Source organism: Pseudomonas sp. LAIL14HWK12:I1 (assembly GCF_003202095.1).
Taxonomy (GTDB): domain Bacteria; phylum Pseudomonadota; class Gammaproteobacteria; order Pseudomonadales; family Pseudomonadaceae; genus Aquipseudomonas; species Aquipseudomonas monteilii.
In genome coordinates, this window is record NZ_QJKG01000001.1 from 902,437 (window position 1) to 916,395 (window position 13,959).

Consider the following 13,959-nt stretch of genomic DNA (forward strand, 5'->3'; position numbering starts at 1 on the left):
TTGCCTGGAAAAATGCACCGGCCTCTTCGCGGGCGAGCCCGCGAAGAGGCCGGTACAGGCTGACTAAGGATCAGCGCTTGCGCAGAATCACGCTACCAATCGAATACCCCGCACCAAACGAGCTCAATACGCCCAACGAACCCTTGGCCAGGTCATCCTGATAGAGGTGGAAGGCAATCACCGACCCCGCCGAACTGGTATTGGCATAGCGGTCCAGAATCACCGGTGCATCTTCCTCGGCCACCTCACGCCCCAGCAACTTCTTGACGATCAGGTGGTTCATGCTGAGGTTGGCCTGGTGCAGCCAGAAACGCTTCACATCGCTCGGTTGCAGGCCATTTTCCTGCAGGTGCTCACCGATCAGCTCGGCCACCTTCGGGCACACCTCACGGAACACCTTGCGGCCTTCCTGGATGAACAGCTTGTCTGCGGCGCCTTCGCCCTCTTCCGCTGCCCGGTTGAGGAAGCCGAAGTTGTTGCGGATGTTGTTGGAGAACTCGGTCCACAGCTTGGTGCTGACGATGTCGAACTGGTGCGCCGAGGTGGCCTTGTCGGCACGCTCGAGCAACACCGCAGTGGCGGCATCACCGAAAATGAAATGGCTGTCGCGGTCACGGAAGTTCAGGTGCCCGGTGCACACCTCGGGGTTGACCATCAGCACCGCGCGCGCCTGGCCCAGGGCCACGCTGTTGGCAGCGGTCTGGATGCCGAAGGTGGCCGACGAGCAGGCCACGTTCATGTCGAAGGCAAAGCCCTGGATGCCCAGCGCCTGTTGCACTTCGATGGCGATGGCCGGGTACGGGCGCTGCAGGTTGGAGCAGGCGACGATCACGCCATCGACATCGGCAGCCGTGCGGCCGGCGCGCTCCAGGGCCTGGCGGGCAGCGGCCACGGCCATTTCGCAGAGCACCGAGGGCTCGTCATTGGAACGCTCGGGCAGGCGTGGTTTCATGCGCTGCGGGTCGAGGATGCCGGCCTTGTCCATCACGAAGCGGCTCTTGATGCCCGAGGCCTTTTCGATAAAGGCCGCATCGGACAGCGGCGCTGCTTCAACTTCGCCGCGCTCGATGGCAGCGGCGTTGTCCTGGTTGAACTGCTGCGACCAGGCGTTGAAGGAAGCCACCAGTTCTTCGTTGGAAATGCTCTGGGCCGGGGTGTACAGGCCGGTGCCGCTGATCACGACGTTATGCACGGTCGTTCCTCTGGTCAAAGGCCATCGCCACGGGGCGCTGGCTGGGAATATGACAATTTAGTGGCACTTTAGTACCAAATCAGGAGCGTACGTTACCCCTGTGGGAGCGGGCTCACCCGCGAAGGGCCGCAACGCGGCCCCAAACTCCCTGAAGTTTGCCACAAATTGGGCAGGTTAGCCTTCCACCTGGCTCCAATGTTTGCTCAATCTTTTGTCGGAAATCGGCACCTTGGTGCCCAACTGCTGAGCAAACAGCGACACCCGGTATTCCTCCAGCCACCAGCGGTACAACGTCAGTTGCTCATCGCGCTTGCCTTCCTGGGCATGCTTGTCGGCACGCGCCTTGTACTGGGCCCACAAGTTGGCCAGCTCACCGCTCCATACCCGGTCCTTCTGCACCTGCGAACCCAGCTTCTCCAGGCGCAATTCCACCGCCTTGAGGTAACGCGGCAGCTCCTTGAACCAAACCCCGGGCGTTTCACGCACAAAGCCCGGGTACACAAGGTTGCCCAGCTGTTGCTTGATGTCGTTCAGCGCCACCGCCTGGCTCAGGTCGATCTTGCCCTTGAAGCGCTTCTGCAGCCCATGCCACAGTTTCAGCACCTCCAGCGTCTGGCGCGCCAACCGCTCGGCATGCTCGGCCCAGCTGCCGCGCTTGCGCTCAGCCAGCCTGGCCAAGGCCGCACCATCACGCGGCAACGGCTGTTCACCTTCAAGGATACAGCTGTCCAGGCTGGCCAGCAGGATGTCCTCGACCAGTGCCTCGACCCTGCCCATTTCACGGTACAGCAGGCCAAGCTCGGTCAGGCCCGGCAGCTTGCCGCGCAGGTACTTGGCCGGCTCGGCCAATTGCTGCAACAACAGGCGCTGCAGGGCACGGCGGTGCTGGAACTCGGCTTCGGCCTGGGTCGAGAAGCGCCCTTCGCGCACGCTACCGCCCTCTTCCACCAACGCCGGGTACACGGTCATCGACAGGCCGGCAATCTTCTGTTGGGCGGTCTGCTTCACTTCGCTGAAAGCCTTCGCCTGCACCGGCTGCTCGCTCTGTTCGGTGCGCGGCACCGCCAAGGCAGCCTGGCTGGCGGCAGCAAAGCGCGCGGTCAGCTCGGCCAGGTCGCGGCCTTCGCCAAGGAACTTGCCCTGGCCGTCGACCACTTCGATGTTCATGCGCAGGTGGCCTTCGACCAGCTGGACCGACTCGTCCCAGGCCTCGTCGGACACCCGCGCACCGGTCATGCGCAGCAGCTCCTGGCCCAGGGCCTGCGGCAGTGCGCCCTGACCGAAGGTCATACGCGCCAGCGAAGCCTTGACGAAGTCCGGCACCGGCACGAAGTTCTTGCGCAAGGCCTTGGGCAGGTTGCGTATCAGCGCCACGCACTTGGCCTCCAGCAAGCCTGGCACCAGCCATTCCAGGCGCTCGCCGGGCAGGCTTGGCAGCAACGGTGCCGGCACCCGCACGGTCACGCCGTCTCGCGGGTGGCCGGGTTCGAAGTGATAGCTCAGCGGCAGGCGCAGCTCGCCGACCTGCATGCTGTCGGGGTACTGCGCGGCAGTGACTTCGCTAGCCTCACGGGCCAGCACGTCTTCCTCGCGCATGATCAGGAGGTTGGCATCCTTCTGGCTGCCCATGCGGTACCAGCTGTCAAAGGTCGCGGTCTGGTGGATTTCCGCCGGCAGGCGCGCTTCGTAGAAGGCGTACAGCGTTTCTTCGTCAGCCAGAATGTCGCGCCGGCGGGCCTTGGCCTCCAGCTCGTCGAGTTCTTTGAGCAGGCGTTTGTTGGCCGCCAGGCACTTGGCCCGCGACTGTATTTCGCCACCCACCAGGCCCTCGCGGATGAACAGCTCACGCGAAATGACCGGGTCGATCGGGCCAAAGTGCACCGGGCGGCGGCCGACCAGAATCAGGCCGTACAGGGTGATCTGCTCATAGGCCACCACCTGACCGCGCTTCTTCTCCCAGTGCGGTTCGAAGTGGTTTTTCTTGACCAGGTGGCCAGCCAGCGGCTCGATCCAGTCAGGCTCGATCTTGGCGACCATGCGCGCATACAGCTTGGTGGTCTCGACCAGTTCGGCGGCCATGACCCACTGCGGTCGCTTGCGCCCCAGGCCCGAGGACGGGTGCACCCAGAAGCGCCGTTGACGCGCCCCCTGGTAGTCGCCCTCTTCGGTCTTCTGGCCGATCTGGCTGAGCAGGCCACTGAGGATGGCCTTGTGCATCTTCTGGTAGTCGGACGGTTCCTTGTTCACCGTCAACTGCAGGTCACGGCAGATCAGCGCCAGCTGGCGGTGGGCATCGCGCCACTCACGCAGGCGCAAGTAGTTCAGGAAATGCTTGCGGCACCAGTTGCGCAGCGGGTTGGCCGTCAGCGCCTGGCGCTGCTCTTCAAAACCGCGCCACAGGTTGACCAGCGCGGCGAAGTCGGAGTCCACGTCCTTCCATTGCGCATGGGCCTGATCCGCCGCCTGCTGACGCTCTGGCGGGCGCTCGCGTGGGTCCTGCACCGACAGTGCGCTGGTAACGATCAGCACTTCCTGCAGGCTGCCCAGTCGGGCGCCTTCGAGTAGCATGCGGCCCAGCCGCGGGTCGATGGGCAGGCGGGCCAGTTGGCGGCCAATCGGCGTCAACTGGTTTTCGCGGTTGACCGCCGACAGTTCCTGCAGCAGGTTGAAACCATCGCTGATGGCCTTGCCATCCGGCGGCTCGATGAACGGGAACGCATCGATCGCGCCCAGGCGCAGGTGCAACATCTGCAGGATCACCGCCGCCAGGTTGGTGCGCAGAATCTCCGGGTCGGTAAACGCCGGCCGGCTGTTGAAGTCCTCTTCGCTGTACAGACGTACGCAAATGCCCGGCTCGACCCGGCCGCAACGGCCTTTACGCTGGTTGGCGCTGGCTTGGGACACCGCTTCGATGGGCAGGCGCTGCACTTTGGCGCGGTAGCTGTAGCGGCTGATGCGTGCGGTGCCGGTGTCGATCACGTAGCGGATGCCCGGCACGGTGAGCGAGGTTTCGGCCACGTTGGTGGCCAGCACCACGCGGCGCCCGGTGTGCGGCTGGAAGATGCGCTGTTGCTCGGCCGGCGACAGGCGTGCATACAGCGGCAGGATCTCGGTGTGGCGCAACTGCGCCTTGCGCAGGATTTCAGCGGCATCGCGGATTTCCCGCTCGCCGGGCAGGAAGATCAGCACATCGCCCGGGCCTTTGCCTTCGCTGCGTTCGTGGTGCGCCAGCTCATCCAGAGTGGCGAGGATGGCTTGGTCGACGGTGAGGTCGTCCTCGATCTGGTTGCCTTCTTCATCCTGCTCGCTGGTGAGCGGGCGGTACCAGGTTTCCACCGGGAATGTGCGCCCGGACACCTCGATGATCGGCGCGCCATCGAAGTGTTTGGAAAAGCGTTCCAGGTCGATGGTGGCCGACGTGATGATCAGTTTCAGGTCTGGCCGGCGATGCAGCAGTGTCTTCAGGTAGCCGAGCAGGAAATCGATATTCAGGCTGCGTTCGTGGGCTTCGTCGACGATGATCGTGTCGTAGCGCTCAAGAAAGCGGTCGTGCTGGGTTTCGGCCAGCAGGATGCCATCGGTCATCAGTTTGACCAGGGTATTGGCATCGCTTTGGTCTTCGAAACGTACCTGGTAGCCGACCAGCCCGCCCAGCGGCGTGCCCAGTTCTTCGGCAACCCGCGCCGCCACGCTGCGCGCGGCGATCCGGCGTGGCTGGGTGTGGGCGATCAGGCCATGGCTGCCACGGCCCAGTTCCAGGCAAATCTTCGGCAGCTGGGTGGTCTTGCCCGAACCGGTTTCACCGGCGATCACCAGCACCTGGTTTTCGGCCAGGGCCTTTTTGATTTCGTCACGCTTGGCGGCGATCGGCAGGTTGTCGTCGTAGCGCACGGTCGGCACGCTTTGCTGACGTGCAGTGACCTGGGCGCAGGAGGCCTGGACCTTTTCCACCCACTGCGAAAGCTTCGCCTCGTCGGGGCGCTTGCGCAGTTCGTGCAGTTGCCGGCGCAGACGATGGCGGTCGGCAATCATGGCGTGGTCGAGGTTTTGCAGCAGTTTGTCGATGGCGTGGTCAGTCATGGGGCTTTTTAATGATGCAGGTGGCCCTGCTTTTTCATGATCGGCATTCGAAGGATGCGCGATTGTCGCAGATTTGGGCCTACTTTGCTGTCATGGTAGGAGAGCGGCCTTGTGCCGCAGCCCTTCGCGGCACAAGGCCGCTCCTACAGGGATCGTATAGCGGCTGAAAGTTTAGCAAGGGTATACGTAAAGGTTGCCATTCACTGCTTTAATCAACCTTACGCCGCATGTGAGTATCAAAAGCATGACTCCCGTCCAGCACATCGCCCCACCGTCGTCCCGCCCTTCGTTACCGAAGGCCCGGAGCCGTGCCGGGGAAAATCCGCTGGTGCACATCATCCTCGCCTTCTGGGCCTTGTGGCACTGCCGTCACGCACGCCCACCGGACTGCCCGCTCACGCCTTTGTGACCAAACCCGGCCATTGTCTGGCCGTTTGACTCAACTGGACCGCGCGTTCTGCGCGAACGTCCTGTGCGCCCGTGAGCGAATACATCATGCACTTTGCACCTGTAGAGCAGGCTTCCCGTTTCCTGGCTGAAAACCCCGATATCGAGCTGTTCGAACTGTTCATCCTCGACGCCAACGGCGTACCACGCGGCAAGCTGCTGCACCGTGATGAATTGCTGGCCGTGTACCAGACCGGCCGGCCGCTGCCCAGCACCATCCTTGGCCTGACCCTGAACGGTGACGACGTGGAAAATTCGGGCCTGGTGTGGGAGGTGGGCGACATCGACTGCCGCGCCTACCCACTCGAAGGCAGCCTGGTGCGCCTGCCCTGGCGCCGGGTGCCGACCGCGGCCGTACAAGTCAGCATGCACCCTACCGAGGGCCTGCCAGCCAGCATCGCCGACCCGCGCCATGTGCTGCTGCGCACCATCGACGCCCTGAAAGCCGACGGCTACCACCCCGTAATGGCCTGCGAGCTGGAGTTCTACCTGCTCGACCAGCAACGCGATGCCCAGGGCCGCCCGCAACCGGCGCTGGACAATGACGGTGGCCGCCCACGCACCACCCAGGTCTATGGCCTGCGCGAGCTGGAACAGATCGAACCCTTCCTCGCCGACCTGTACGCCGCCTGCAAGGCGCAGGGCATTCCGGCGCGCACTGCGATTTCCGAGTACGCCCCCGGCCAGGTGGAAATCACTCTTGAGCACGGCGACGCCCTAAAAGCGATGGACCAGGCCGTGCGCTACAAGCGCCTGGTTAAAGGCGTGGCCCATGCCCACGGCATGCAGGCCTGCTTCATGGCCAAGCCGTTTGCCAACCTGGCCGGCACCGGCATGCACATGCACCTGAGCCTGGCCGACAGCGCGGGCAACAACCTGTTCGCCAGCGAAGACAAGGCCGGCACCCCGCTGCTGCGCCAGGCCGTGGCGGGCATGCTGCGCCACCTGCGCGACTCGCTGCTGCTGTTTTGCCCCAATGCCAACTCGTTCCGTCGCTTCCAGGCCAACAGCTATGCGCCGCTGGCCCCGACCTGGGGCGTGGACAACCGCACCGTGAGCCTGCGCGTGCCCGGCGGCCCGGCCAACAGCCGGCATGTAGAGCATCGCATTTGCGGCGCCGACGCCAACCCTTACCTGGCTGCCGCAGCGATCCTCGCCGCCAGCCATCGCGGCATCCGCGAACAGCTGGACCCAGGCGCACCGGTGGTAGGCAACGGCTATGCCCAGGCCACCGAGCACTTGCCCACCGACTGGCTGACCGCCCTCGATGCCCTGCAGCATTCCCATTGGGCTCGCGAAGCCTTGGGCGACGACTTCCTTGGCGTGTACCTGAAGGTAAAGCGTGCCGAGTACCGCCAGTTCATGGCCGAAGTCAGCGAGCAGGACTGGCGTTGGTACCTGCACCAGGCCTGAGCCCCTATCTAACAAGGAACACCCATGAACGCAGCATTGAACAAAGGCCCGGCGCAGCGTGCGCCGTCCTATTACACCGCCTCCCTCAACGACCACACCGAGTACCCGCAACTCAAGGGCACGGTGCAGGTGGATGTGGCCATCATCGGCGGCGGCTTTACCGGCGTGGCCACGGCGGTGGAGCTGGCCGAGCGTGGCCTGAAAGTGGCCATCGTCGAAACCAACCGCATCGGCTGGGGCGCCAGCGGGCGCAATGGCGGCCAGGTCACCGGCAGCCTGTCGGGTGATGAGGCCATGCGCTCGCAGATGCGCAACCACCTGGGTGCCGAAGTCGACGACTTCATCTGGCACTTGCGCTGGCGCGGTCACCAGGTGATCGAGCAGCGCGTGGCGCGCTATGGCATCGACTGCGACCTCAAGCGCGGCCACCTGCATGCGGCAATGAAACCTTCGCACATGGACGAACTGCGTGCCTTCGAGGCCGAGGCCCACCGCCGTGGCATGGGCGAGCAGGTGCAATTGCTGGACCGTGCGGCAGTGGCCGAGCACCTGCAAAGCCCGCTGTACCTGGGCGCACTGAAAAACCTGCGCAACCTGCACCTGCACCCGCTCAACCTGTGCCTGGGTGAAGCCCGTGCGGCCCACAGCCTGGGTGCACTGATCTTCGAGAACTCCGAGGTGCTGGACATCGTTCACGGCCCGCGCCCGGCAGTGGTCACTGCCCATGGCCGGGTCGAAGCGCGCCAGGTAATGCTGGCCGGCGATGTGTATCACAAGCTGGAAAAGCGCCAGCTCAAGGGCAAGATCTTCCCGGCCATGGGCGGCATCGTCACCACCGCGCCGCTGGGTGAGCTGGCCGAGCAGATCAATCCGCAGGACCTGGCGGTATACGACTGCCGCTTCGTGCTCGACTACTACCGTCTGACCGCCGACAAACGCCTGCTGTTTGGTGGCGGCGCCAATTACTCGGGCAAGGACTCACGCGACATCGAAGGCGAGCTGCGCCCGTGTATCGAACGCACCTTCCCGGCGCTCAAGGGCGTGCCGATCGAGTTCCAGTGGAGCTGTGCCATGGGCATCGTGGTCAACCGCATTCCGCAGTTGGGCAAGCTGTCGGACAACGTATGGTATTGCCAGGGTTACTCGGGGCATGGCATTGCTACCAGCCACATCATGGGCGAGATCATGGCCGAGGCATTGACCGGGACGCTGGAGAAGTTCGACACCTTCGCGCAATGCAAGCATGTGCGCGTGCCGATGGGGGACTTGCTGGGGAACCCGCTGCTGGCGGCGGGGATGTGGTACTACCAGATGCTTGAAAAGCTGCGCTGATTTCACTGGCCTCTTCGCGGGTAAACCCGCGAAGAGGCCAGTAAGGCCAGCATAGATTCAGAAGGTCAGGCGATCTTCTTCAGGCCCTGCTTCTTCAGCTCTTCATCACGCAACTCGCGACGCAGGATCTTGCCCACGTTGGTAGTTGGCAACGAATCACGGAATTCGATCATGCGCGGCACCTTGTAGCCGGTAACGTTGGCACGCATGTGCTCCATCACCTGCTCCTTGGTCAGGGTCATGCCCGGCTTGACCACGATGAACACCTTGATCACCTCACCCGACTTCTCGTCCGGCACACCAATGGCCGCGCACTGCAACACACCCGGCAAGGCCGCCAGCACATCTTCCAGTTCGTTGGGGTACACGTTGAAGCCCGAGACCAGGATCATGTCCTTCTTGCGGTCGACGATGCGCATGTAGCCGTCCGCCTGGATCAGGGCGATGTCACCGGTCTTCAGCCAGCCTTCGCTGTCCAGAATTTCGGCGGTGGCGTCTTCGCGCTGCCAGTAGCCCTTCATCACCTGCGGGCCCTTGACGCACAGCTCGCCCACTTCGCCCAACGGCAGCTCGTTGCCGGCGTCGTCGATGATCTTGCACAGGGTCGAAGGCACCGGAATCCCGATGGTACCCACCTGGTTGGCCTCTGCCGGGTTCACTGCCGCCACCGGGCTGGTTTCGGTCATGCCGTAACCTTCGCAGATGGCGCAGCCGGTAACGGCCTTCCAGCGTTCGGCCACGCTCAGTTGCAAAGCCATGCCGCCAGACAGGGTGATTTTCAGCGCCGAAAAGTCCAGGGCGCGGAACGCCTCGTTGTTGCACAGGGCAACGAACAAGGTGTTGAGGCCGACAAAGCCGCTGAACTTCCACTTGCCCAGTTCCTTGACCATGGCCGGCAGGTCACGCGGGTTGCTGATCAGCACGTTGTGGTTGCCGATCAGCATCATCGCCATGCAATGGAAGGTAAAGGCATAGATGTGGTACAGCGGCAGCGGCGTGATAAGGATTTCGCAGCCTTCGTGCAGGTTGGAGCCCATCAGCGCCCGACACTGCAGCATGTTGGCCACCAGGTTGCGGTGGGTGAGCATTGCCCCCTTCGCCACGCCCGTGGTGCCGCCGGTGTACTGCAGCACCGCCACGTCGTTGGCCTGCGGGTTGGCCTCGGTTACCGGCTGGCCCTTGCCCAATGCCAACGCATCGTTGAAGCGTATGGCACGCGGCAGGTTGTAGGCCGGTACCATTTTCTTCACGTACTTGATCACGCTGTTGATCAGCAAGCGCTTGAGCGGCGGCAGCAGGTCGGCCACTTCGGTGACGATAACGTGCTTGACCTGGGTCTTGGGCACCACCTTTTCAGCCAGGTGGGCCATGTTGGCCAGACACACCAGGGCCTTGGCGCCGGAGTCGTTGAACTGGTGTTCCATCTCCCGCACGGTGTACAGCGGGTTGGTATTGACCACGATCAGCCCGGCACGCATGGCACCGAATACTGCGACCGGGTATTGCAGGACATTGGGCAGTTGCACGGCAATGCGGTCACCCGGCTTGAGGTCGGTATGCTGCTGCAGCCAGGCCGCAAACGCCCCCGACAGCGCATACAACTCGCCATAAGTGATAGTCTTGCCCAGGTTGCTAAAGGCCGGTTTGTCGGCAAAGCGTTGGCAGGATTGCTTGAGTACTGCCTGGATATTGGGGAATTCGTCAGGATTGATTTCCGCCGTAATCCCGGCTGGGTACTTATCCTTCCAAAAATGTTCGATCATGGAAGCCCACTCCTTCAGCAACAGCGAAGTTCGATTGGCGCGTCGATGCGCTTATTATTGATATGAGACGGCGGTTCGTTGCAAACCGGATCGTCTGAAAGCGGGCCGAGAGTAACAGCTTTGCCTAGGGTCGCCTAGAGGCCAAAACAGGCCTTGCAGTCACAAAAATGACTCAATGAACAATACAAGTCATTTTTAGAGTTTTTAACCAAAATGTCGCGGATGGCTTGAGTTTTGTAAGGTTTCGCAGATCGAACGCCGCCCGCGCGGCGCTCGATCTCAACAACACCACTAAGTCAAAGCCATACCCATCAAGCGATATCCCGCAGTTCCCGCCGCAAGATCTTGCCCACAGGCGTCATCGGCAACGACTCGCGCAGCACAATGTGCTTGGGCACCTTATAGCCGGTAAAGTTGGCCTTGCAGTAGGCCTTGAGCTCATCCACGCTCAGCCCCCCCTCACGCGGCACCACGAACAGCTTCACCGCCTCGCCGGAACGCTCGTCCGGCACACCGATGGCTGCACAGTTGGCGACCTTGGGGTGGCCCATCACCACATCCTCGATCTCGTTGGGGTAAACATTGAAGCCCGAGACGATGATCATGTCTTTCTTGCGGTCGACGATGCGAGTGAAACCGTCCGGGTCGATCACCGCAATATCGCCGGTCTTGAACCAGCCGTCCGCATCCAGGGCCTGGGCCGTGGCCTCGGGCTGCTGCCAGTAGCCCTTCATCACCTGCGGGCCCTTGATGCACAACTCGCCCCGCTCGCCCAGCGGCATCTCGTTGCCGTCATCGTCGATCACCTTGAACGCGGTACCCGCCACCGGGATGCCCACCGTACCCAGTCGGGCAAGCTTGCCATAGGGGTTGGTGCTGGCCACCGGCGAGGTTTCGGTCAGGCCGTAGCCCTCGACGATGCGACACCCCGTAAGCGCTTCCCAGCGCTCGGCAGTGGCCTTGACCAGCGCCGTGCCGCCGGAGTTGGTGACCTTCAGCGCCGAGAAGTCCAGCTGACGGAAGCCCGGGTGATCCATCAGCGCAACAAACAGGGTATTCAGCCCCAGCAGCGCGGAGAAACGCCACTTGCCCAGCTCCTTGATGAAGCCCGGGATGTCCCGTGGGTTGGTGATCAGCACGTTGTGGTTACCGGTGACCATCATGCACATGCAGTTCGCGGTAAAGGCATAGATGTGGTAGAGCGGCAGCGGCGCGATCATCACCTCCTGCCCGTCCTTGAGCAGCTTCTGCCCGTCGGGGCCATGCTGCGAGAAGCAGGCCAGCACCTGCAGCATGTTGGCCACCAGGTTGCCGTGGGTGAGCATCGCGCCTTTGGCAAGGCCCGTGGTACCGCCGGTGTATTGCAGCACGGCGATGTCGTCCAGGCTCAGCGGCACCGGTTTGTGCGACAGCTCGCGCCCTTGGCGCAGCGCCTGTTTGAACGATACCGCCTGGGGCAAGTGATAGGCCGGCACCATCTTCTTCACTTTGTCGACCACCGTGTTGATCAGCCAGCCTTTGGCGGTGGGCAGCAGGTCGCCCATCTTCGCCTCGATCAGGTATTCGATGCCGGTATCGGGCAACACCTCCTGCACACGCTTGCCGAACATGTTCAGGTACACCAGTGCGCGCGCGCCGCTGTCCTTGAACTGGTGGCGCATTTCGCGCTCGGTGTACAGCGGGTTGGTGTTGACCACGATCAGGCCGGCGCGCATGGCGCCGAAGACGGCGATGGGGTATTGCAGCACGTTGGGCATCTGCACCGCGATGCGGTCGCCCGGTTTGAGGTCGGTGTGCTGCTGCAACCAGCCGGCGAAGGCGGCTGAATGGCGCTCCAGCTCGGCGTAGGTCAGGGTCACGCCCAGGTTGCTGAACGCCGGGCGGTCGGCAAAGCGCTTGCAGGAGCGCTCGAACACCTCGACGACCGAGGCGTAGGCATTGATGTCGATGGTGGAAGGCACGCCCGCCGGGCGCTTGTCATTCCAGAAGTCGGCTTGCATTTATTATTGTTCCTCTGCCTGGACCTGCACTGCGTCCTTTAGTCCCTTACCTGATCGCCAGCCGGCGAAAAGGCGTTGATCCGACGTTAACAGGTAAGTCCAAGGTGGCATATACGCCAAGTGCCGCCATTAACATTGTGAATCTTATTTGTGCCCTTCCTGCAATCCGGCCGGTTGTGCATACACTGTTCGGGTACCCGTGCGCACAAGGACCCGCCATGCCTCACGACGCCTTCTGGCTACCCGCCAGCGAGCACTGCAGCCTGTACGTGCACCAATGGCTGCCGGCCAAACCGGTGAAAGCCGTGGTGCTGCTGGCCCATGGCATGGCCGAGCATGCCGGGCGCTACCAACGCCTTGGGCAGGCCCTGAGCGAGGCGGGCTTTGCCCTGTTCGCGGCCGACCAGCGCGGTCACGGGCGCACTGCCGAACAGGGCAGCCTCGGCCTGTTCGCCCGCCATCATGGCTGGAATGCCGTGGTCAACGACCTCGGCCGGATGGCCCAGCACATCGGTCAGCAATACCCGTGCACGCCGCTGTTCCTGTTCGGCCACAGCATGGGCAGCTACATCGCCCAGGCCTACCTGCTGCACCACAGTGCCAGCCTGCACGGGGCCATCCTGAGTGGCTCCAACTACCAGCCGGCAACGCTTTACCGAGTGGCCCGGCAGATTGCCCGGCTGGAAGCCTGGCGTCAGGGGCCGTTGGGCAAAAGTGCATTGATCGAGTGGTTGTCGTTCGGCTCGTTCAACAAGGCGTTCAAGCCCAACCGCACCGCATTCGACTGGCTCAGCCGCGACCCGGCCGAAGTCGACCTGTACGTCAACGACCCGTTGTGCGGCTTTCGTTGCAGCAACCAGCTGTGGCTCGACCTGTTACAAGGCTTGGCGCAGATCAGCCAGCCGAGTAACCTCGCGCAGATCGATCCGAACCTGCCGATGCTGGTGATCGGTGGTGAATGTGATCCGGTCAGTGCCGGCAAGCGTCTCACCCATCTGGCCGACGCCCTGCGCGCGACCGGCAATCGACATGTACAGCTGCGCGTCTATCCTCAAGCGCGGCATGAAGTACTCAACGAAACCAACCGTGACGAGGTCACCGCCGATATCCTCGGCTGGCTTGAACAGGCGCTGGCCCTTGGCCGCCCCGTGCGCAGTGAATGATAGCCACCCTCGCCTAACGCTTAAGGAAGCACCGATGTCCCAGGTCACCAACACGCCTTACGAAGCCCTCGAAGTCGGCCAGAAGGCCGAGTACAAGAAGTCCGTTGAAGAACGCGACATCCAGCTGTTCGCCGCGATGTCCGGTGACCACAACCCGGTTCACCTGGATGCCGAGTTCGCCGCCAAGAGCATGTTCCGCGAACGTATTGCACACGGCATGTTCAGCGGCGCGCTGATCAGTGCAGCAGTGGCCTGCACCCTGCCAGGCCCTGGCACCATCTACCTGGGCCAGCAAATGAGCTTCCAGAAGCCGGTGAAAATTGGCGATACCCTGACCGTGCGCCTGGAAATCCTCGAGAAACTGCCGAAGTTCAAGGTGCGTATCGCCACCAATGTGTACAACCAGAACGATGAGCTGGTGGTCGAGGGTGAGGCCGAGATCCTGGCACCGCGCAAGCAGCAGACCGTCGAGCTGGTGTCGCCGCCGAATTTTGTGGCTAGCTGAAGATCGATATAGCCAGTACCGGCCTCTTCGCGGGCGTGCCCGCGAAGAGGCCGGCACAGCAAAC

8 protein-coding genes are annotated in these 13,959 nt (G+C 62.9%); 4 read left to right on the top strand and 4 right to left on the bottom strand.

The genetic code is table 11. The features are described 5' to 3' along the window. Positions 1–70: 70 nt before the first annotated feature. Positions 71–1,192, bottom strand: a complete 1,122-nt coding sequence (locus D906_RS04100) for a beta-ketoacyl-ACP synthase III (protein ID WP_019099150.1) — start codon at positions 1,190–1,192, stop codon at positions 71–73. Between the two features lie 174 nt (positions 1,193–1,366). Then, on the bottom strand, positions 1,367–5,272 hold the full coding sequence (gene hrpA / locus D906_RS04105) for an ATP-dependent RNA helicase HrpA (protein ID WP_027615328.1): 3,906 nt from the start codon (positions 5,270–5,272) through the stop codon (positions 1,367–1,369). Between the two features lie 495 nt (positions 5,273–5,767). Here hrpA and D906_RS04110 point away from each other — a divergent pair, with 495 nt between their 5' ends. Both D906_RS04110 and D906_RS04115 read left to right on the top strand, forming a co-directional pair. Beyond that, positions 5,768–7,132: a glutamine synthetase family protein gene (locus D906_RS04110; RefSeq protein WP_027615329.1), complete on the top strand. Its 1,365-nt coding sequence runs from the start codon at positions 5,768–5,770 to the stop codon at positions 7,130–7,132. A gap of 24 nt (positions 7,133–7,156) precedes the next feature. Then, the gene (locus D906_RS04115) at positions 7,157–8,464 is read left to right on the top strand and encodes an FAD-binding oxidoreductase (protein WP_016711905.1); all 1,308 of its coding nucleotides are present in this window, start codon (positions 7,157–7,159) and stop codon (positions 8,462–8,464) included. Between the two features lie 65 nt (positions 8,465–8,529). On the opposite strand, the gene fadD1 is transcribed toward D906_RS04115, so the two are convergent. After that, complete coding sequence (gene fadD1 / locus D906_RS04120; RefSeq protein ID WP_016711906.1) at positions 8,530–10,227, bottom strand: long-chain-fatty-acid--CoA ligase FadD1; 1,698 nt, start codon at positions 10,225–10,227, stop codon at positions 8,530–8,532. A 311-nt stretch (positions 10,228–10,538) separates the two neighbouring features. Beyond that, positions 10,539–12,227 (bottom strand): long-chain-fatty-acid--CoA ligase FadD2, encoded by a 1,689-nt coding sequence (fadD2, locus tag D906_RS04125; RefSeq protein WP_016711907.1) that lies wholly within the window; start codon positions 12,225–12,227, stop codon positions 10,539–10,541. A gap of 218 nt (positions 12,228–12,445) precedes the next feature. Here fadD2 and D906_RS04130 point away from each other — a divergent pair, with 218 nt between their 5' ends. Then, positions 12,446–13,390, top strand: a complete 945-nt coding sequence (locus D906_RS04130; RefSeq protein WP_027615330.1) for an alpha/beta hydrolase — start codon at positions 12,446–12,448, stop codon at positions 13,388–13,390. Between the two features lie 34 nt (positions 13,391–13,424). Then, positions 13,425–13,895: a MaoC family dehydratase gene (locus tag D906_RS04135; protein WP_016711909.1), complete on the top strand. Its 471-nt coding sequence runs from the start codon at positions 13,425–13,427 to the stop codon at positions 13,893–13,895. The last annotated feature ends 64 nt before the right edge of the window (positions 13,896–13,959 follow it).

Coding starts and splice junctions, on each gene's coding strand:
- fadD2 (WP_016711907.1), bottom strand. CDS start 12,227: ATGCAAGCCGACTTCTGGAATGACAAGCGCCCGGCGGGCGTGCCTTCC.
- D906_RS04130 (WP_027615330.1), top strand. CDS start 12,446: ATGCCTCACGACGCCTTCTGGCTACCCGCCAGCGAGCACTGCAGCCTG.
- hrpA (WP_027615328.1), bottom strand. CDS start 5,272: ATGACTGACCACGCCATCGACAAACTGCTGCAAAACCTCGACCACGCC.
- D906_RS04115 (WP_016711905.1), top strand. CDS start 7,157: ATGAACGCAGCATTGAACAAAGGCCCGGCGCAGCGTGCGCCGTCCTAT.
- D906_RS04135 (WP_016711909.1), top strand. CDS start 13,425: ATGTCCCAGGTCACCAACACGCCTTACGAAGCCCTCGAAGTCGGCCAG.
- D906_RS04110 (WP_027615329.1), top strand. CDS start 5,768: ATGCACTTTGCACCTGTAGAGCAGGCTTCCCGTTTCCTGGCTGAAAAC.
- fadD1 (WP_016711906.1), bottom strand. CDS start 10,227: ATGATCGAACATTTTTGGAAGGATAAGTACCCAGCCGGGATTACGGCG.